Source organism: Acinetobacter sp. NIPH 2699 (genome assembly GCF_022549355.1).
In the GTDB taxonomy this organism is placed as follows: Bacteria; Pseudomonadota; Gammaproteobacteria; order Pseudomonadales; family Moraxellaceae; genus Acinetobacter.
The window spans coordinates 60,474-80,637 of record NZ_JAKZGL010000008.1 but is presented as its reverse complement, the minus strand read 5'-3'; the positions used below and the strand labels follow the sequence as shown (position 1 = coordinate 80,637).

Below are 20,164 nucleotides of genomic sequence, written 5' to 3'. Positions count from 1 at the left end.
AGCTTTTACACAAATCGAATCGGTTTAAATTCAGGTTCATGTTTGTGTTGATCATCATCACATTCCTCACCTTCTTCTTTTGTACCACGATCAATATAGCCCGAACGTTGATCTTCAGGTAAATGTTGTACTTCCCAAGCAATCACAGCCTGCATACAGGTTTCACGTTGCTCTTTCGTTAAAGCAATACCATTCGGCCATTTGCCAATTTCAACAGCAGTTCTAAGACGCTCAACAATTTCAGGATTTAAAATAGCGAGCATTTGTTCAATATTCATGAGTCGTCCTGCTGAAAAGATTCAAAGTCTTGGTTCCATCCCAATTTGGTACGACATGCCATATAAAAGTCATAACCAGGTGGATGTAATAAGCTTAGTTTAAACGGATGTTTGCGAATATGCACACTATCCCCGACATTTAGTGCCACGCTATGTTGACCATCCGCACTCACCATTGGCAAAACACGATTTTCTCGAATAACAATTTTGATCTCACTTTGTCCACCGACAACGATTGGACGAGAAGACAATGTATGTGGATGCATTGGTACTAAAGCAATTGCATCCATACTTGGATGCACAATTGGACCACCGCCTGAAAGCGAATATGCGGTTGAACCCGTTGGTGTCGCAACAATTAAACCATCACTGTGCTGACGATACACATATTGTCCATCGATATTCAGCTCAAAATCAATCATGTGAACCGATTTACCCGAATGCAGAACCACATCATTGAGGGCAATCGCATCGTAAATCGTTTCGCCATTGGTGCGAACTTCCATTTCCAATAAAAAACGGCGATCTAATTGGAAATGACCTTGTAGAACTTGATCGAGTTTAAAAATGGCTTCAGCAGGTTTAATGTCGGTTAAAAAGCCTAATCGACCACGGTTAATTCCAATTACAGGGGTATTGTGTCGTACCAGTGCACGTGCAGCATGAAGTAGCGATCCATCGCCACCCACCACGATCACTAAATCAACGACTTCACCAAGGAGGTTACGACTGACAGTCTGCCCATGGCTATAAGGTACAAGTTTAGATGTTTCCTGATCAAAAACAGGATTTAAACCCAAAGTGATCAAATGATCATGGATTAAACATAAGGTTTCTACAACAGAATATTTATCTGGTCGCCCAATTAGACCAATATTTCGGAAGGATTTATGTGAAATTTGCACGAAAAATTTGGCTCCGCTGCGATTCCCGCCTATCATATCATTAACAATCATGGTTGCGTTGATGATTGATTAAAAAGTATAAAAATGTCTATTCATTATTTTTATACGATGAATATCAATACTTTCTGAAATTTTTTATTGCATGTTGCTATTTATTCACAGTTTTATGATTGCAAATTACTTATAAGCTATCGCATCATTACCCACATTGTTTTGGTTTTAACTCAAATCTATGAAGTGTGAACGTGGTATCGGTTTTATAACGCTAATTTTTTCAATTTTAGTGATTGGTATTTTTGTTGCCTTTAGTATCTATCTGATTCGTTTAGATAGTATTATCCGTAATAAGTTTGAAGGTCAGCGCTGGGATATCCCCGCTAAGGTTTTTGCTCGTCCTTTAGAAATTTATGCGAATGCGCCTATTACTCAAGATAATTTCATTCAGGAATTGAAATTATTGGGGTATACGAACACCTCGAACTATGACAAGTCAGGTAGTTATGTCACGCAAGGCAATAAGTTATATGTCCACACTCGTGGTTTTGACTATGGTGATAGTACTGAACCAGAACAGGTACTGGAAGTTGGCTTCTCAAGTGACCGTGTTGGCGAGATTCGCTCAACCAAACCGTCTAATACAGGGATCGCACGTTTAGAACCCCTCTTGATCGGTGGTATTTATCCCCAACACAATGAAGATCGCGTACTGATTAAACTAGATAAAGTACCCAAAACGCTGATCGAAGCATTAATTTCAACAGAAGATCGTAACTTTTATCATCATCATGGTGTTTCCGTCAGAGGAACAGCACGTGCTTTGGTGAGTAATGCGACAGGAGGTCGACGCCAAGGTGGTTCGACTTTAACGCAGCAATTGGTGAAGAACTTTTATCTTTCCCCTGAAAAAACCCTTAAACGTAAAGTAAATGAAGCCCTCATGGCTTTATTAATTGAGTTTCATTACAGCAAAGATGAAATTCTTGAAACCTATCTCAATGAAGTAAATTTAGGTCAAAATGGCAATTATTCAATTAATGGCTATGGTCTCGCGTCACAATTCTATTTCGGCCTGCCATTGCGTGAACTGAATATTTCCCAACAAGCGTTCTTGGTAGGCTTGGTTCAGGGTCCATCGTTATATAATCCTTGGCGCAATCCTGAGAATGCAAAAAAACGTCGTGATGTTGTGTTAAATAACATGATGGTGATGGGATATTTAACAGAAGCAGAATATCAAGATGAGATTGCACGCCCTTTAAATGTCATCAGCAAACCGACATTAGGACCTGCAAAATTCCCTGATTTCCTTGATATTGTACGTCGTCAATTACGCACAGAATATCAAGAAAGTGATATCACCAATCAAGGTTTAAGAATTTTCACCACCTTAGATCCAATTGCACAAACCAAAGTTCAAACTGTGTTTAAAAACTCTGTTGAACGGTTAGCACAAAGAAATCCAGCGCGTTTGAAAAGTTTACAGGGTGCAGTTTTAGTGGCGCATCCTGAGAATGGTGAGCTTATTGCCGCTGTAGGTTCAACCCAAGACTTTACAGGTTTTAACCGAACACTTGACGCAAAACGTCAAGTTGGTTCCCTCTTGAAACCTGTCATTTATCTCAATGCCATTGAATCTGGTCGCTATACTTGGGCAAGCCCGATCGAAGATACTGCGGTAAATATTCCAATTGATGGTGGTAAAGGTTGGTCGCCAAAGAACTATAGTGGTAACGAAAATGGAATCGTGCCGATGCAACAAGCATTGGCAAATTCTTATAACCTTTCAACTGTGCGCCTAGCGAATGAATTTGGACTTTCTTCATTTAGCAATAAGTTAAAACAATTTGGTGTCAGCTCAGATATCCCTGCATATCCATCCATTTATCTAGGTGCAGTCAATATGTCACCGATGGAAGTGCTTGGGATTTATGGGAATTTTGCAACAGGTGGTTTCAAATATCCGCCACGCTCGATTCGTACTGTGGTCGATGCTCAAGGACGTTTACTTGATCGTTATGGTTTAAATGTCCAACAAACGATTGATCCTGCCGCCGCTTATATTTTAAATTATGGTTTACAACAAGTGATGCGCACTGGTACTGGTCGATCTGCATATAACAGCTTACCTGAATCATTAAATCTTGCAGGAAAATCAGGCACCACCAATGATACTCGAGACTCTTGGTTTGCAGGTTATTCAGGCAATCATGTTGCAGTTGTATGGTTAGGTCTAGATGATAACAAAGTGACTGGTTTAACTGGTTCTTCTGGTGCACTGCCTGTTTGGACCAATGTCATGAAACAACTTCGTCAAGAACCTGTCAATCTACGTCAAACAGACAATGTACAATGGCAATGGATTGATCGTAGCAGCGGTGATCTTTCCGCTCAAGGCTGTGAGGGTGCGATGTATATTCCACTGCTCCGTCAAACAGTTCCACGCCGTGCAACGCTCTGTGGCCAATCACATTACGAGGTTGAACCTACCTACATGCCTCAAACGGATGGAACACTTGGTGATGACAGCATCAGTAATTATATTCGTGAAACTGAAAACCAAATGGATACAGATTTATCCAATCACACCTCTACACGCGTTATTTCTAGCGGTAGCTATAACGGTGAGAACTAATCTAAAAGGATGATTGGACATGATTAAAAAAGTAACTTTCGCTCTTGGCATACTGATACTTACGGGTTGTAGTACAACACCAGAGCGCTCAGCCCCCCCAACAACACCGCCTAAGGCAACGGATAGCCAGAAGAAAGTTACACCACCTTCTTCTGGTGTCAAAATCATTCCTTATGAGCAAAAAGAGATTAAACGTCAAACTGTACCTGTCATTGTACCTGAGCAGAAAGTTCAGCAGAGGTTTAGCAATGATGGCTCTCAGTTACCTGCTTTTAGAACGCTTATGCAAAAAACCCAAATGGCTTATAAGCAGAAGCAATTCATAGAAGCAGAACGTTTTGCGCTTCAAGCTCAACGCATCGCGCCACAGGCTGCTGAAACCTATTTATATTTAGGATTGATCGCAGATCAACGGAAGCAATATGCCAATGCGGAAGCACTGGCTCGACGTGGTTTAACTTATGCTCAGAGCAATACCATGAAGAAACAACTCTGGTTCATTGTGCTCCGCGCCAGCGAAGCACGCAACCACCCAGTTAAAGCACAAGAAGCAAAAAGAGCAATTCAAGCGCTCTAAACGCCTATTTGATTGATTCAAACTGGCGAATTCCAGCAAGCCCATAAGCGTGATGTTTTTGGGCTTGTTCTAAATCTTCAGGAGCAACACCACCCAAAGCGAACACAGGAAGATGACTGTCCTTTGCTAACTGACTAAAACCATCCCAACCTAATGCATTTGCATCAGGATGCGTTTCCGTCGCATTCACAGGGCTTAATAGCACAGCATCACAACCGATCACATGTGCATGCTGCAAAGACACTGCATCATGACATGCTGCAATCAAACGCTTTCCGACAGGTAGATCACCTTTTCTTAAACTCAATAATTGTGATTGTTTTAGATGAATCGTTTGTATTTTCTTTTGAAGTACGGCATCCAACTGCTGCCAAATATCAAAATTAAGGATTAATTTTTGAAGTTGCTCATCAGATAAAGTCAATAACTGTGCTTCAATTTGATCGACCGCATGAGGTGGCTTACGCCAATACAACAAACAATCACTTTGTGGCATCGCCGTGAGTTGCTCACTTACTTTAATAAAGTGTGACCATATTAACCTTTGGACAATCGCAGTATTCGCTTTAGGAAAGTTGAGATGTGCTAATTGATCTCGACGATACCAAGCCCATGGTTGTTGGATCAGATCTAGTTGCTGATCTGGCACGTCAGCTTGAAATAAATGCAATTGAACAATCACATCATCATATTCATGTCGTATCACATCAAAAACATGCCAATTTTTAATGCCTATACCGACTTCTTCGTATATTTCGCGACGACAAGCCTGTTCAGGCGTTTCCCCCTGCTCAACTTTACCGCCAGGAAACTCATGTTTATTGCCTTGATGTTGGCTTGCCTGTCGCCATCCAACCAATACTTTTGATTTATGTAATAAAATTGCGATCGCAACATTGACTGTATTCTTTGACATCAGCGTCTAAAATCTCTCATCTTTGTCTGGCGATTTTAAGTAATTTGTTAAGACTTTCACACGTCTAAAACAAAAATAATAAATCATTTTGTAAATCGACAAAATTTCCGTTGACAGGTGTATTCGATAATGATTATCATTTAAAACATTAAAAGACACACCACGGAGCATAACAAATGAACGCACCATTCAACCTATTTACTCGCAGCACAGATTCAAACCAATCATTACCAATGCTGCATTCAAACAACCTTTTTGCCTTAGGACGTGAAATCCGAATTATGCATGCTGGAGAAGAGTATCGCTTACGCTTGACGCGGAACAATCGTTTAATTTTAACCAAATAATATAATAAAAACCGGAGAATAATAAACGTGGGAATAGCAGTATGTCAGCGCGTACTGCTTTTTTTAATTAATCAATATCCTTATGTTACATCAACTGGATCGTCACTTTTAGACCACCATACTGCGATTGAGCAAAATCAATTTTGCCATGATGTAGTTCAATAATTTTTCTACAAATCGATAAACCTAGCCCAGAACCCTGTGTTCTCGTTCCTAACACCCGATAAAAACGTTCTCCTAATCGCGCTAATACCGCTGTGGCAATCACTTCCTGTCCTTCATTTTCAACAATCAACTCAAATGACTGTCTTTGCTGCTCAAGCCGAATATATACATTTCCATGTTCTGGCGTATACCGAATCGCATTGTCTAAGATATTTCGAATACAGGTAAAAATTAACTGCTGATTCGCAAATACAGTACGATCTATACCCTCTCCACGCTGTAAATGTAATTGAATTGATTTTTCATTGGCAAATAATGCTTGTGTCTGAATCACTTCATTCATCACGACATCTAATGGGAAATGTGTTCTGGGAAGATTCTCAGCATGTTCAGGATCTAAACGTGCCAATAACAGCAAGTTCTCTAAAGTCTGAATTCCTCGACTCACATCTTGCTGCATCTGAACAAAATCTGTCGCACGTTCAGGATATTTTCGTTGCAATAATTGCAGGCGCATTTGAATCGCGGATAATGGTGATCTTAACTCATGTGATGCATCCGCGGTAAAACGCTGTTCAGCTTGTAAAGATTGATCTAAACGTTGCAACAAATGATTTAACTGCTTCAGCATCGGTTGCAATTCCTTAAGTTCAATGTCACCCGATTCAATTGGGCGAAGATCATCCGCATTCTTTTCTGAAATTTGAGTAGATAGTTGATGGATCATTTTAAATTGACGCTTGATCAAGAAATGTAAAATAATCCATTGCATCATCCAGACCATGATCAGAATCAATGAATAACCGACAAAACTGTGCCAAAGTGCCTCAAAACGTTCTTCTAAAGGCTGTATCACCAACACCTGCATTTTTGACTGTGCATCTTCAGCAGTATATCTCCGCCATAACTGATGATTCTGCCAAATAAAACCATAGTCCTTACGAGCTATTGCAAACTGATAATAGGGTTGCTCCAGTTGGAAATCTTCTGATTGCGTCAATACATAGTGCTGATTACTCAAGCGATACTGAATATCAAACTGATCACTGAGTTCATCAATTTGCTGTCCTGATGTAGTCGTCAAATCTGAAATCAACAACATGTCTGAAATTTCATCCATGATTTCATCTTGCACTTGCATGGTTTGATAAATGGAAATAAAGACAAATAAAAGTAATGCCACACAACCAACAACGATCGAACTCATCATTGATGTTTTGATTAATTTTGTTTGCAAAGACACCACTTTCATTGTTTTATTCCTGATGCATGCGATAACCCAAACCACGGACAGTTTTTATATATTGCCCGCCAATTTTTTTTCGAATCTGGTAAATAAACACCTCAATTGCATTGCTTTCAATTTCCTCTCCCCAAGCATATAAAGATTCTTCTAATTGTTCCCGCGTCAAAATATGATCAGGCTTTTGCATTAATTTATACAAAATTTGAAATTCTTTGGCCGTTAAATTGACTGCTTGACCCGCCTGCGTCAGTGTTTTTGCTTGTGGATCAAGTTTAAGATCCGCGAAATTGAGATATTGACCAGCTTCAGCCTGATGCTGGCGGAGTTGAGAGCGAACCCTTGCCGATAACTCCTCTAAGTTGAAAGGCTTAACTAGATAGTCATTGGCACCAAGATCTAAACCTTCAACTCGATCATGGATGTGATCTTTAGCCGTGATAAAAATGACAGGCGTTTTTAAATTTTGTCGGCGAATGGTTTTGAGAATGTCATCACCAGATGCTTGCGGTAAACCTCGATCCAGTAAGACACAGTCATACTGATGTTGTTCTATTGCTAAAATGGCGTAATCGCCGCGCTCAACCCAATCAACACTATAGCCATCCATTTCTAGCCAGTCTTTTATACTTTCAGCCTGAGAGACATCATCTTCAGCCAATAAAATTCGCATACAACAATACCCTCTTTTCATCTTTAAGATTCATCTTAAAATAAACCATAAACAAAAAAACCACATGAATGATTCATGTGGTTTTTTGCTAGTTAATGTTTAGAACTGGACCTGATCGACATCAACTTCAACACGTTTCTTAGGTTTGTAATCAATATCAATTTCACCAATGATAGTCACTGGTGTTTTAGCTGAGATTGGCTTACCTTGCCATAACTCATCATCAATATCGACTGTGATGCTGCCTGTTTGGTCACTGAACTGGTATTTTTCATCACCAATTGCTTTGACCACATACCCTTTAAGTTTTACAGGTGTGTCATCCTTGAAGGTTAACGCTTGCTGCACCGTGCTCATCTGTGTAGGAGGCAAAGCTTGTTGATTTACTGCACCAGTATTTGCTGCAACCATTGTCGTTGCACCGACCAAACTCGCCATTACCGCAACTTTTGAAAATACGTTCATATTCATGTCCTCATTTTTGATTTCATCATTTCGATGTTATTATTTAAACAAACCAAGATGAGGTGAATCTGAAGATCGCAAATTTAACTAGTTTAACGGAACAACTCTCAAAACTTCCTCTAAAGTCGTTACACCGTCTATGACTTTACGTGCCCCCGCAATTCTTAAAGGTTCAACCCCTTCTTTTTTCGCTTGCGCTTTCAGATCATTTAAGGTGCCATTTGCACTAATCTGTGTTTTCAACTCCAAACTTACAGGCATAAATTCATAAATACCCACTCGCCCTTTGTATCCCGTCTGGCGGCATACTTCACAACCAACAGCTTTATACATGGTCGTTGGCATATCCATGATGTAGTCAAATGTTAAGTGTTCCCATTCCTGCTCATTGATCGCAGTTTGTTGCTTACAGTGCGGGCACAGTTGGCGCACTAAACGCTGTGCAAGTACACCGAGTATCGTCGCTGCGGTTAAAAATGGCTGTACACCTAAATCATGTAAACGAGTCAAGCTGGATGGTGCATCATTGGTATGGAGCGTGGATAACACCAAATGCCCAGTGAGTGCAGCTTGAATGGCCATATTAGCCGTATCATGGTCACGAATCTCACCAACCATAATAATATCTGGATCTTGTCGCATTAAGGCGCGTACACCATCTGCAAAGCCCAGTTCAATATTAGGATTTACCTGCATTTGGTTAAAACTCGGCTCCAACATCTCAATTGGGTCTTCAATGGTGCACACGTTGACTTGTTCGGTTGCCAGTTGTTTTAACGAAGAATATAAGGTTGTGGTTTTGCCCGAACCTGTCGGTCCTGTCACCAAGATAATGCCATGACTATGCTGTGTTAATTGCTGCCAGCTTTGTAATAAGTGCCCCTCAAAACCAAGCTGCTGAAAACTACGAACCAAGACTTCTGGATCGAAAATACGCATCACCAACTTTTCGCCAAATGCGGTGGGCAGAGTCGAAAGACGCAACTCAGTTTCTTGCCCTTTGGGCGTGCGTGTTTTTAAACGTCCATCTTGTGGTTTACGTTTTTCCGCAACATTCATTCGACCTAAGATTTTGATACGTGAAATCACTGCGGTCAGTGTATTGGCTGGCATGTTATAGATGGTATGTAACACACCATCTATACGGAAACGTACCTTACCCTTATCTTTTCGCGGCTCTAGGTGAATATCACTCGCACCCTGCTCAAATGCAAACTGTAAGACCCAATCTACCAGCTTCACAATATGTTGATCATTCGCATCAGGGTTCTGTGTATCGCCTAACTGTAATAAGGCTTCCACGCCTTTATTATCACGATCAAAAGCACTGGTATTCTGTGACGAGTTTACAGCACGACTGACTTGATAATATTCATGTAAATATCGCTGCAACTGTTCAGGGTTCAATAAAACCCGCTCAATCCTTTTGGGCGCCAAGCTACGCTGTAAGTTATTTTCCCATTCCGAGCTAAAAGGCTGATCCGTACCAATCAAAATCCGATCAGCATGTACTTCTACAGCTAAAATATGATTTCTAACAGCGAACTCTTGCGACATCACACTGGTTAAAGCAGCGACATCCGCTTTTAAGGGATCAATCACAAATAAGGGCAAAGTGGCTTTTTCCGCCAACCATTGACACAAACGATGTAATGTTAATGTTGCAGCAAGATTCAACTGATCTTTTAAGTTAAAATTGGCAATCCACTGTAATGGATGCCATTTTAATTGTTCTTTTTGACGATGTGTGGTTTGAATTAACAACTTATCTCGTTCAGTAATACGACCATCTTTTTGTAGTTGCTCTAAGCACCAAGTCACATCAATCGTAAAAGAAAAGTTCGCAAATTTTGCCTGAGCTTGCATGACCGTAATTTCCCCAAATACATGAATCATTTATATTTTTTAAATTAAATTATGTAGACTGTTCCACACTCACAACTGTGACATTGTTTTCATCGACTGTAAAACAAATATTCAAGTGAGCAAAACACATTCCATATACCCGTTCAGTATCTTCTTGATACGCTGGACGAGGATCTAAAGATAACACTTGTTCAAGTTCATCGAATATCTTTTTATGCAGAATTGTTTGATTTAACAAGTGTTGCTGCTGTAGTTGTGCAGTTTGCGTCCAGATCACGTCCTTACGACTTGGCTCATCTTGAGCATAACCACTGATAGACGTCTCAATTGCATCTGAATAATGAATATAAGGTTTAATATCAAGAATCGGTGTGCCATGTAATAAATCACTGCCCGTCACATACAAACGAATCGTTTTGCCACGCTTCTCGACACGAAGAAAACGAACCACAGATAAACCGATTGGCGATGGACGATACATACTTCTTGTGGCAAAAACACCTATTTTTTGGTTGCCACCGAGACGTGGTGGTCGGACTTGTGCACGAAATTTAGCCGTTTGAGTGAGATCCCTATCATTCTGTTTATTCTCATGAAACTGCCACAGCAACCACAAATGGCTAAAGCCATCTATTCCCTCAAACGCCAAAATATCATTATAAGGTTCAGTCATCTCTATGTATGACTCGATTTGTACCAAATTCGGCTGCCTTGGAATACCAAATTTCTCCCGATAGGGAGAGTGCATATAACCGATAATCGGCATCATTACAGAATTACTCATCACTTTTTCTGATAAACACAATTAAATATATTCAGTTTATCGAGAATGATTTTAGATTAGAATAGCAATCTGTTTCTTTTATCTGTGATCGAGACCTTTAATGGCTGCTTTTAACGTTGAACGCATTACTCATGTTCACCACTGGAATGACACTCTTTTCAGTTTTAAAACAACACGCGATACGAGCCTACGTTTTAAAAATGGTCAGTTCGTGATGATCGGACTTGAAGTGAACGGTAAGCCTTTGATGCGTGCTTATTCGATCGCAAGTGCGAATTATGAAGAAGAGTTAGAATTCTTCTCAATTAAAGTCCAAGACGGTCCACTGACCTCTATCTTACAAAAAGTACAAGTGGGCGACGAAATCCTGATTTCTAAAAAACCGACAGGTACTTTAGTACACGATGATTTGTTACCAGGTAAAAACTTATATCTTTTATCTTCTGGTACAGGGCTTGCACCATTCCTTTCTCTACTTCGTGACCCAGAAACTTACGAAAAGTTTGAGAAAGTTATCATGGTGCATGGCACACGTTATATTTCAGAACTTGCTTACCAAGACCTTATCCTTAATGAGCTTCCAAATCATGAGTTCTTTGAAGAATTAGGCATCAAAGATAAACTGATTTACTACCCAACTGTAACGCGTGAACCTTTCCATACTCAAGGGCGTGTAACAACAGCGATTGAAACAGGTCAACTCTTTGAAAAAATTGGTTTACCTCGTTTTAATCGTGAAACTGACCGTGCAATGTTATGTGGTAGCCCAGCGTTCCTAAAAGATGTTGCTGCGCTACTTGATCAGCATGGCTTAGTAGAATCACCTCGTATGGGTGTAATGGGCGATTATGTGATCGAACGTGCTTTCGTTGAGAAGTAACTTTTAAATGAAATATAAAAGAAACCGAGTCAATTGACTCGGTTTTTTTTCTTCGGCATATAAAAATCCAGTTTAAAACTTTTGATTCAAGCCGCATCCAACGTAATTAATCGTTCAATATAGTACCAACACTCTTCAATTTCGGTGTGATCTTTGGTGACTTTTGCATACGCAGTCATACCATCTAAAATATTAACATACATCGATGTCAGCACATGAGGTTGATAAACCTTGGCTTTTTCAAACAAGTCCTCAAGCAATCCCATTAACCACTCTCTATACGCCACAATTGGGCCAAGAATCGATGGGTACTGTTGTAAAATTTCCAATGATGCCTTTTGAAACATGCATCCATGAAAATCATCTGAATTGAACCACCCCAAATGCCAAAAATAGACTGCTTTAATTTTACCCAAGTAATCATCTTCATTGAGTAAATTAATTTCTTTCTCTATAGCCTCTTGAATACTTTTATTTCTTCGAGATAAACATTCTTCGATCAGATTTTCTTTGGAAGGAAAGTATTTATAGAACGTCATTTTTGCAACGTTTGACTCCGCAATAATTCGATCTACACCTACTGAACTAAAACTATGACGATTAAACAGGGTGAGCGCCGTTGCAATAATATCTTCTTTTTTTGACATTTTATTATCCTTTTTAGAATTCTTTAAAAAAAATTAATGTATTATTTAGGCACAGTTTATATGCTGGACAATTCTGGCAACCATGCTTTTTCATATTATTTTAAGATCATTACAGAAAATATAAATTTTTCCTTATTACCTCTCTTATAAATTAAGCAAAAATGAGGCTATAAACAAGCTGATTTGTAAAAATATTTTTCTACTTTACAAAAAAAATTAAATATTTTGTGCAGCAATTCACCTTTTAGTACAGTTTTGATTAATTATTAATCTAAATCACTATTATTTAGCGTATTGAATAAATTGATTTCACAAAAAATTCATCTTATATTTAAATTATCCAATAAAAATATCTTTGGTTGGGTCAATAGCTATATTCATAATCAACCAAAAAAATCGAACTATACCATTGGAAAAGCAATAATATTTATTAATTCATTGAGTAAAAACTATGCCAAAAAAATTTGAAAACTTTGACAACCCTAGACAGAAAGCTATAGACGGAATGAGAAATAGTATTTCTGCCGATGCATGGAACAACAATGTGAATTTTCTGAAGACATTAAGAGCAGAAATTTCAAATCACCCTGTATCGAAACACCCAGCCATCCAACTTTTAAATGACGGTTTAATTGATAAGGAGACCTTAAAACATATTCATTTAGAATATCGCCATGCAATTGTGCAAGTATTTACTGATGCTTTGCTAATGGCACAATTCCAAACTAAACAATTAGAACCTCGCCTATTATCAGGCTCTAAAATGTATCCTCGTTTTTTATTAAATCTTAATATTTTAGATGAGTTTGGTTTCCGTCCTGCACTGGATAAAGACGAATATTACTCTGGTAATCCAGAATATGCACATTATCCATTATTTGAAGATGTGCTTGATGATTTTGAATTAACACAAGAGGAACGTAATAACTATTTACCTTCTATCATCGCGCAAAAAGTTCGGTCATATCTAGAAAACTCTTTTCATTCTTATCGTGCAGTTACAGCATTATTAGCTGTTGCAGAAGAAGAAGTCATTTTATTTAGCCCCGCACTGCGTCAAGCAACTCATTCTGTTGGTTTTGATGTAAGTAGCGGATATTACCATGTGCATGGGGTATCAGATGATACATCATCTGAAGGCGCAGACGATGACCATGAAGACGATTTATGGTTTGTCCTCGCTCAAGCCTGTACTGGAGATGATTATGCAGCTATTCGGAAAATTTGTTTTGAGTACTGTGATCTGTGGCAGCAATTTTGGGATGAACAAATCGCAAGCTATCAATATGAAGCGAACAGAAAGTTAGCTTAAATTTAAAACCAATCAAAGGTCATCTCCATATGATTCAATGGAACATGACCTTTAAATTTTAGTTAAAATATAAGCGATCGATGAGCTGCAACACCAGCCATTGTTCCATCCCCCACAGCGAGTGACACCGAACCACCCAATCGCGCCACATCTCCGCAGGCGAAAATACCAGCGACAGATGTTTCTTTTAGAGCATTGGTTTTAATCATTTCGCCCATTACATTTTGCTCTATTTCACAACCTAAATTCAGTATCCAATCTTGGGAAATTAAACATTGGCTTGTGACAAAGATTCCATCAAGTTTGATACGTTCATTATCTGAAAGTAAAACCGTACTCTTTTCATTAATTTCTGTGATCGACCTTTGCTCAATCACAACACCCCGTTCAATGAGTTGTGTTTGTATCTCTGTTTCAAGAGAATGACCATTTAAAAAGAAAGTAACACTGCCCCATTCAGGTAACATCATCGCCATATGTGCAGAGTGCTCTGAGCTTGCAATAATGCCAATATTTCCTTGGTTTAGTTCATAACCATGACAATATGGACAATGAAAAATACGTTTGCCCCACCGCTCTGCAAGCCCCTTAATTTCAGGTAGTTGATCTTTCACCCCTGTTGCTATAATGATCCTTTTAGCACTGACTGCATGTGTGCCATCAATACAAAGATGAAAGTTATCATCCTTTCTTTCAATTCGTTTGACAGATCCATCCATCCAATCAACCGTTTTATACTGTAGTAATTGTTGCTTCCCGATCTGGGCAATTTCACTTGCTGGCGTTCCATCTTGTGTAAGAAAGCCATGTGAATAATCTGCAAAACGATTTCTACGCTGTCCTGCATCAATGACGACAACCTTTCTTCGAGCACGACCTAAGGGCAAACCAGCTGCCAAACCTGCATAACTTCCACCAATAATTGCAACATCGTAATTCATTTTTACACCAATAAGTAACTTTTAAAGTTACATTAATACTTTCTATTTATATTTGCAACTTTTAATGTTACATTAATAATCCATTTTAACATTTGATCTTTATCCTATGCGTACTGACAGTAAACTTTCTCGTATGCTCCATGTGCTACTTCATATGGCTCGACAGAATAAAATTTTTACGTCGGAAGAAATCGCACACATGCTTTCAACCAATGCCGTAGTGGTTAGACGTACGATGGCTGGATTAAAATCTGCTGGTTTTATCCAATCAGAAAAAGGACCGAAAGGTGGCTGGCATCTTATCGTCGACTTAGAAAAAATCACCTTACTGGATATTTATAACGCAGTTGGTGAACCAACGATTTTTGCTATTGGTAATGAAAGAGAAAATCCTGATTGTGGTGTAGAACGTGTCGTAAATGCAGCTTTAGAAGATGCGATGCAACAAGCACAAACAATCCTCCTTACGCGGTTAAAATCGACCACACTCGCGGATCTTGCATTCCAATTTGATCAAATCTGTAAAAATAGAATAGATAAAGCTTGATACTTCACTATGTGACATTAAGCTCATTACAGCAAAACTTGTTTACCTAACCGAAAAACTAAAAAAACGGCTGTAAGATACGCTACAATTCAACTTTATTTTCAAATGAACACGATATGTTTTCGCAACTAGATATCAATCTATTGGTTCTGCTCATCTTATTAGGTGTCGGTGTTTTTAGTCATAATACAGCGGTGACGATCGCAACTGCGGTATTGATTCTAGTAAAACTTACTCCGTTAGATCAATTTTTTCCTTATATCCAACAACATGGCTTAAATATTGGCGTTATTATTCTCACCATCGGTGTGCTCGCACCTATTGCAAGTGGTCAACTGAGTGGAGAAAGTATTTTAAAATCTTTTATTAGCTTTAAATCATTATTGGCGATTGCCATTGGGCTATTGGTTGCTTGGTTAGGTGGCCGAGGTGTCAAACTCATGAGTAACCAACCTGATGTCGTCGCTGGGTTATTGATTGGGACTGTAGCAGGCGTTGCGTTACTTCGTGGTGTTCCTGTTGGCCCGCTGATCGCCGCAGGGATTTTATCTGTCTTTATTGGAAAATCTTAATATTCGGAACACATCCGTTTTGATAGAAATCCGTCTAACAGGTAGTTCAGAAACAAAATCTATCTCATTCACTACCCGCTCAACAGATGATTGTTTTAACTATCTTTCATAATAAACAGTACGTTTCTGCGAGAATTTTTCTAACTGTTTTAAAAAGCCTTCAAAATAATTCTTTTCTTTATCCTCAGATCGATAGCCAGCATACAGAGTACGTCTTAATCCTTGAGGTGAAACACAATTCAAACGACGACTGACCACCCAACCTTTCTGCTCATATTCATTCACCACCCAGTCAGGTAGTGCAGCGATACCTCGCCCACTTGCAACGAGCTGAATCAACATCTGTGTCAAATCGGTGGTTCGTATATGTTTAGGCTGAATATTTGCAGGGATAAACAAATGCGCCATGATATCCAAACGATGCTTATCAACGGGATATGTAATTAAGGTTTCTTCTGCCAAATCTTCTACAGAAACATGTTCTGCACGAACAAAAGGATGAGTATTCGATAATACTAAACGTGACTCATATTCAAAGATTGGGAAATATTCAATCCCCTTGAGTGCAATTGGATCAGCGGTAATCAACAAATCGAATTCCGCATTTTGCAGTAACTCATGTGGGTTTGATTCGAAACCTGCTGCAAAATCCAAATCAACATCAGGATATTGATGGCGATATTGGTTTAATAAAGGCATTAACCAATCAAAACAACTATGGCATTCAGATGAGAAAATAATCCGCCCTGTTTGTCCATGTACGATACGCGCAATGTCAGTTTGAGTAATTTGCACTTGAGGCAATACATCATCCGCAAGTTTCAGTAGGCGTTCTCCAACATTAGAAAAAGTCACAGGACGACTACGGCGGTTCACCACTTCTATACCATACCAATGATCAAGCTCTTTGAGCTGATGGGAAATTGCTGAAGGGGTAAGACAAAGGTCAGCAGCAGCAGCAACCAATGAACCATGCTCTCTTAAAGCAATCAGCGTTTTTAAATGACGAAGTTCTAACATGTGTGACGACCAGAAAAGCAATGCTTTGCCCAAATGCAAGACTTACAACGATGCTGTAAAATCACAAAAGAACATAAGTAGTTTAATGAATTTAATTCATCTTAGCATAAAATTCATTAGCCTACCTCAACTTGAATTTTATTTGATTATTGCTGCATCAAATGAAAGTTATTAATCTTACAAGTTGAGCGTATATTATGTCGATTCAAATGCATATTCTTGATTCCCTTCATGTCGAGGCATTTCTTATTAGAAAAATTCAGTTTAACCTGAGAATATTTCATCTAATTCAAACTTAATATCATCATAAAACTTTTACAATATTCGACTATTCACTTATTTATTTTGTTTGCCATGACCCTTGAACGCAAAAAACTCACACTACCTGAAGGTCACGATAAATTATTACTACATTCATGTTGTGCGCCCTGCTCAGGTGAAGTCATGGAAACCTTAATAGAGTCAGGTATCAATTTTTCGATCTTTTTTTATAATCCAAACATCCATCCCGTTAAGGAATATCTGATTCGTAAAGAAGAAAATATTCGTTTCGCGGAGAAACATAATATCCCTTTCATTGACTGTGATTATGATACCGACAATTGGTTTGAACGTGCCAAAGGTATGGAGAATGAACCAGAGAAAGGTATTCGCTGTACCATGTGTTTTGATATGCGTTTTGAAAGAACTGCACTCTATGCTCATGAACACGGCTTTAGCTTAATTAGTAGTGCTTTAGGTATTTCGCGTTGGAAGAATATGCAGCAAATCAATGACTGTGGTATTCGAGCTGCATCTCATTATCCAGAAATGCAATATTGGGACTATAACTGGCGTAAAAACGGTGGTGCTGTACGGATGCTGGAAGTCAGTAAACGTGAAGAATTTTATCAGCAAGAATATTGTGGCTGTGTCTATTCATTAAGAGATACCAATCGCTGGCGTATGGGCAATGGACGTGATCGAATTAAGCTTGGTGTAAAGTTTTATAGTAATGCGATGGATAATGAACAAAATTAATCGGGCTAATAGATAGAATTAGAAGCAAAAAATTGATCGAAAATAAAAGGCTAATCCATTCTAAGGATTAGCCTTTATGCTTCTTAGTTTACCGACAAACTAATGATGCTATAAAATTGATTCGTTGGTTTTTTCTTAGCGTCAACGACTTCACTCACTTCTACAAGATATTCACCTGTACTTGGGAAAACGAGATCCACTGTTCCATCAGTATTGGCTTTTAAAGTTTTAGCCTGTTCTTCAGTTGCACCTTTGGCACGGACAACCACCTCAGCATTTGATAAAGGCTGATTGGCTTTAGAAACTTTAACTTTAGCAGCTTGATTGGCTTTTAATTCATTTGGATGTGTTAAGAATTCCACCTGAATCGGTGCAGAAGTTGATTGTACAGGCGAACTTTTCTCTTTTGTGATGTAAGTGAATAATGCCCATTCACGTGTCACTTCCACTGGCGCAATTTTCTTCCCTTTTAAATCAGCAGAAATGACATAGTCACGTTCTGACTTTGCTGGTGCTTTATCTTCCGCTAGATCAAAAAATAATTTCCATTCTTTTTGATCTTGTACATATTTTAATGGATAGCTTGCTTTAGTTTGCACACTATAAGTACCCGACTCAGGTAATTTCAAATCAAATACCGTTGTAGAACCAAGTTTAGAATCAGGTTCAACGGTTGTCTTACTTTGATTTGGAGCAGTGATTTCGAATTTTGCATCTTTTAAAGCATATTCACTGTTCAATGCTTCTTCAGCATAACCTGCGACAATTGCGACTTGTGTATTTGTAGTTTGATATGCAACAGGTGCAACATAAGGCTCATGTGCAAAGCTATACCCTGAAATCATAACAAATGACGCGATTAGTAATTTTTTCACGATTCGTTCCTACCCTTTATCTCACCAATAATGCATTCATTGGATTAAGCTGTTTTAGCAATAAGTTGATGCCTTGCATTATACATAAATGAAAATAATTATCATAAAGATTTGCGTTTTATGCTTCAAAAGACGTCTTCCTTGATCTGCATGAATGTAAAAATTATGTTCTTTTTCACCTTTATTCAATCCGCTCGATATAATACGCAGGTTTTAATATTTTCTGAGATGTCATGTCTTCGCCAAGCACTCCTATATCCCCACATATACCCAAAAACTATTCTTTATTCCTTGTGATTTTTTCTTTGGCTATTGGTAGTTTCTGTATTGGCACCACTGAATTTGTTGCCATGGGATTGATCCAAGAAATAGCCGCAGATTTAAATGTGAGTGTCCCGCATGCAGGCTATTTCATCAGTGCTTATGCGCTCGGCGTGATGGTTGGTGCTCCAATTATTGCAATCTTGGGTGCGAAAGTTCCGCGTAAAACTTTATTGCTTAGTTTAATGCTGTTTTACGGTTTGGCAAATGCAGCCACAGCATTCGCAACCACATCAGAAACTATGCTGATTTCACGTTTTATCGCGGGCTTCCCACATGGCGCTTACTTTGGTGTTGCCGCTTTAGTTGCCGCGGAATTGGCAGGTAAACAACGTCGAGCAATTGCGATTGCACAAGTGATGATGGGATTAACTGTTGCAAATGTAATTGGTGTGCCTATCGCAACATGGCTCGGTCAACAATTCGGTTGGAAAACAGGTTTTGAATTTTCTGCCGTGATTGCGTTTATTACTCTGATTGGCGTGGGCTTGTTTGTACCGAATATCCCGCTTCAAAAGACTGCAAGCATTCGGGCAGAATTGGCTGGTTTAAAAAATATCAATATGTGGCTTACGCTTGCGGTCGGGGCAATCGGCTTTGGCGGTATGTTTTCGGTATATAGCTACATTTCACCCATTCTCACTGAATATACGCATGCGGATATTTCCATTGTGCCAATTGCATTGGCCATTTGGGGTGTGGGTATGGTGATTGGTGGTTTGGTCGCAGGCTGGCTAGCAGATCGACACTTATTTAAAACCATGATTGGAATTCTAATCAGTTCTGCCCTCACCTTTGTGTTGGCAAGCTTTATGATGTCAAATCTCTATACCGCTATCGCTGCCTTGTTTTTAATTGGCTTTACTGTGATTGGTTTAGGCAGTGCATTACAGACACATTTAATGGATATTGCAGGCGATGCACAAACTTTGGCAGCATCCCTCAATCATTCGGCCTTCAACTTAGCCAATGCATTAGGTGCTTTTCTCGGTGGCTGGGTACTCAGTCATAATATGGGTTGGTTAGCACCGATTTGGGTGGGTTTCGTACTTAGTTTAGGTGGTTTGGTGATTTTATTAATCGCGCTTGCTTATGCAAAATATTCACAAAAAAATGAATCTGTCGTTTCTTAACGACAGATTCTGAGTTTTTCTGTTATTTATCGTCTAGTCACTGAT

Annotated in this window: 21 protein-coding genes; 9 read left to right on the top strand and 12 right to left on the bottom strand. The window is 39.0% G+C overall.

The features are described from left to right. Positions 1 to 5: 5 nt before the first annotated feature. Both MMP72_RS09735 and MMP72_RS09730 read right to left on the bottom strand, forming a co-directional pair. Positions 6 to 278: a DUF1315 family protein gene (locus MMP72_RS09735; protein ID WP_241316791.1), complete on the bottom strand. Its 273-nt coding sequence runs from the start codon at positions 276 to 278 to the stop codon at positions 6 to 8. Further along, entirely contained in the window at positions 275 to 1,183 is a 909-nt protein-coding gene (locus tag MMP72_RS09730; RefSeq protein WP_241316788.1) for an NAD(+) kinase, read from the bottom strand. Before MMP72_RS09730 ends, MMP72_RS09735 begins: the two co-directional genes overlap by 4 nt. A gap of 232 nt (positions 1,184 to 1,415) precedes the next feature. On the opposite strand from MMP72_RS09730, the gene mrcB reads away from it, so the two are divergent. Further along, the gene (gene mrcB, locus MMP72_RS09725; RefSeq protein WP_241316787.1) at positions 1,416 to 3,815 is read left to right on the top strand and encodes a penicillin-binding protein 1B; all 2,400 of its coding nucleotides are present in this window, start codon (positions 1,416 to 1,418) and stop codon (positions 3,813 to 3,815) included. 19 nt (positions 3,816 to 3,834) lie between these two features. Then, a complete protein-coding gene (locus MMP72_RS09720) occupies positions 3,835 to 4,392 on the top strand; it encodes a tetratricopeptide repeat protein (protein WP_241316786.1) in 558 nt (185 codons plus the stop codon). 4 nt (positions 4,393 to 4,396) lie between these two features. On the opposite strand, the gene MMP72_RS09715 is transcribed toward MMP72_RS09720, so the two are convergent. After that, positions 4,397 to 5,308 carry a thiamine phosphate synthase gene (locus tag MMP72_RS09715; protein ID WP_241316785.1) on the bottom strand — a complete coding sequence of 304 codons (912 nt, stop codon included), beginning with the start codon at positions 5,306 to 5,308 and terminating at the stop codon, positions 4,397 to 4,399. Between the two features lie 176 nt (positions 5,309 to 5,484). Here MMP72_RS09715 and MMP72_RS09710 point away from each other — a divergent pair, with 176 nt between their 5' ends. After that, positions 5,485 to 5,655, top strand: coding sequence for a hemin uptake protein HemP (locus MMP72_RS09710; RefSeq protein WP_241316784.1), 171 nt, complete (start codon positions 5,485 to 5,487; stop codon positions 5,653 to 5,655). A gap of 85 nt (positions 5,656 to 5,740) precedes the next feature. Here MMP72_RS09710 and MMP72_RS09705 read toward each other — a convergent pair whose 3' ends face one another. From MMP72_RS09705 to tsaA, 5 genes are all read right to left on the bottom strand, one after another. Then, a complete protein-coding gene (locus MMP72_RS09705; protein ID WP_241316783.1) occupies positions 5,741 to 7,072 on the bottom strand; it encodes a HAMP domain-containing sensor histidine kinase in 1,332 nt (443 codons plus the stop codon). 4 nt (positions 7,073 to 7,076) lie between these two features. Then, positions 7,077 to 7,736 carry a response regulator transcription factor gene (locus MMP72_RS09700; RefSeq protein ID WP_241316782.1) on the bottom strand — a complete coding sequence of 220 codons (660 nt, stop codon included), beginning with the start codon at positions 7,734 to 7,736 and terminating at the stop codon, positions 7,077 to 7,079. Positions 7,737 to 7,835: 99 nt separating this feature from the next. Further along, a complete protein-coding gene (locus tag MMP72_RS09695; protein ID WP_241316780.1) occupies positions 7,836 to 8,201 on the bottom strand; it encodes a NirD/YgiW/YdeI family stress tolerance protein in 366 nt (121 codons plus the stop codon). A gap of 87 nt (positions 8,202 to 8,288) precedes the next feature. Then, complete coding sequence (locus tag MMP72_RS09690; RefSeq protein WP_241316778.1) at positions 8,289 to 10,067, bottom strand: GspE/PulE family protein; 1,779 nt, start codon at positions 10,065 to 10,067, stop codon at positions 8,289 to 8,291. Between the two features lie 49 nt (positions 10,068 to 10,116). Then, on the bottom strand, positions 10,117 to 10,851 hold the full coding sequence (gene tsaA / locus MMP72_RS09685; RefSeq protein ID WP_241316776.1) for a tRNA (N6-threonylcarbamoyladenosine(37)-N6)-methyltransferase TrmO: 735 nt from the start codon (positions 10,849 to 10,851) through the stop codon (positions 10,117 to 10,119). Between the two features lie 100 nt (positions 10,852 to 10,951). On the opposite strand from tsaA, the gene MMP72_RS09680 reads away from it, so the two are divergent. Next, entirely contained in the window at positions 10,952 to 11,731 is a 780-nt protein-coding gene (locus tag MMP72_RS09680; RefSeq protein WP_241316774.1) for a ferredoxin--NADP reductase, read from the top strand. 86 nt (positions 11,732 to 11,817) lie between these two features. Here the strand turns inward: MMP72_RS09680 and MMP72_RS09675 are convergent, their stop codons facing one another. Next, on the bottom strand, positions 11,818 to 12,378 hold the full coding sequence (locus tag MMP72_RS09675; protein ID WP_241316772.1) for a TetR/AcrR family transcriptional regulator: 561 nt from the start codon (positions 12,376 to 12,378) through the stop codon (positions 11,818 to 11,820). A gap of 451 nt (positions 12,379 to 12,829) precedes the next feature. On the opposite strand from MMP72_RS09675, the gene MMP72_RS09670 reads away from it, so the two are divergent. After that, positions 12,830 to 13,690 (top strand): iron-containing redox enzyme family protein, encoded by an 861-nt coding sequence (locus MMP72_RS09670; RefSeq protein ID WP_241316769.1) that lies wholly within the window; start codon positions 12,830 to 12,832, stop codon positions 13,688 to 13,690. 62 nt (positions 13,691 to 13,752) lie between these two features. Here MMP72_RS09670 and MMP72_RS09665 read toward each other — a convergent pair whose 3' ends face one another. Beyond that, the gene (locus tag MMP72_RS09665; protein WP_241316767.1) at positions 13,753 to 14,631 is read right to left on the bottom strand and encodes an NAD(P)/FAD-dependent oxidoreductase; all 879 of its coding nucleotides are present in this window, start codon (positions 14,629 to 14,631) and stop codon (positions 13,753 to 13,755) included. Between the two features lie 106 nt (positions 14,632 to 14,737). Between MMP72_RS09665 and MMP72_RS09660 the strand changes: the two genes are divergently transcribed. Both MMP72_RS09660 and MMP72_RS09655 read left to right on the top strand, forming a co-directional pair. Next, positions 14,738 to 15,178 (top strand): Rrf2 family transcriptional regulator, encoded by a 441-nt coding sequence (locus MMP72_RS09660; RefSeq protein WP_241316765.1) that lies wholly within the window; start codon positions 14,738 to 14,740, stop codon positions 15,176 to 15,178. Positions 15,179 to 15,294: 116 nt separating this feature from the next. Next, on the top strand, positions 15,295 to 15,750 hold the full coding sequence (locus MMP72_RS09655) for a DUF441 domain-containing protein (RefSeq protein WP_241316763.1): 456 nt from the start codon (positions 15,295 to 15,297) through the stop codon (positions 15,748 to 15,750). A gap of 99 nt (positions 15,751 to 15,849) precedes the next feature. Here MMP72_RS09655 and MMP72_RS09650 read toward each other — a convergent pair whose 3' ends face one another. After that, positions 15,850 to 16,770 carry a LysR family transcriptional regulator gene (locus MMP72_RS09650; protein ID WP_241316760.1) on the bottom strand — a complete coding sequence of 307 codons (921 nt, stop codon included), beginning with the start codon at positions 16,768 to 16,770 and terminating at the stop codon, positions 15,850 to 15,852. A gap of 354 nt (positions 16,771 to 17,124) precedes the next feature. Here MMP72_RS09650 and MMP72_RS09645 point away from each other — a divergent pair, with 354 nt between their 5' ends. Beyond that, positions 17,125 to 17,790, top strand: a complete 666-nt coding sequence (locus MMP72_RS09645; RefSeq protein WP_241316758.1) for an epoxyqueuosine reductase QueH — start codon at positions 17,125 to 17,127, stop codon at positions 17,788 to 17,790. A gap of 83 nt (positions 17,791 to 17,873) precedes the next feature. Here the strand turns inward: MMP72_RS09645 and MMP72_RS09640 are convergent, their stop codons facing one another. Beyond that, positions 17,874 to 18,665, bottom strand: coding sequence for a DUF4198 domain-containing protein (locus tag MMP72_RS09640; protein WP_241316756.1), 792 nt, complete (start codon positions 18,663 to 18,665; stop codon positions 17,874 to 17,876). Between the two features lie 233 nt (positions 18,666 to 18,898). Here MMP72_RS09640 and MMP72_RS09635 point away from each other — a divergent pair, with 233 nt between their 5' ends. Next, on the top strand, positions 18,899 to 20,119 hold the full coding sequence (locus MMP72_RS09635) for an MFS transporter (protein ID WP_241316755.1): 1,221 nt from the start codon (positions 18,899 to 18,901) through the stop codon (positions 20,117 to 20,119). Positions 20,120 to 20,164 lie beyond the last annotated feature (45 nt).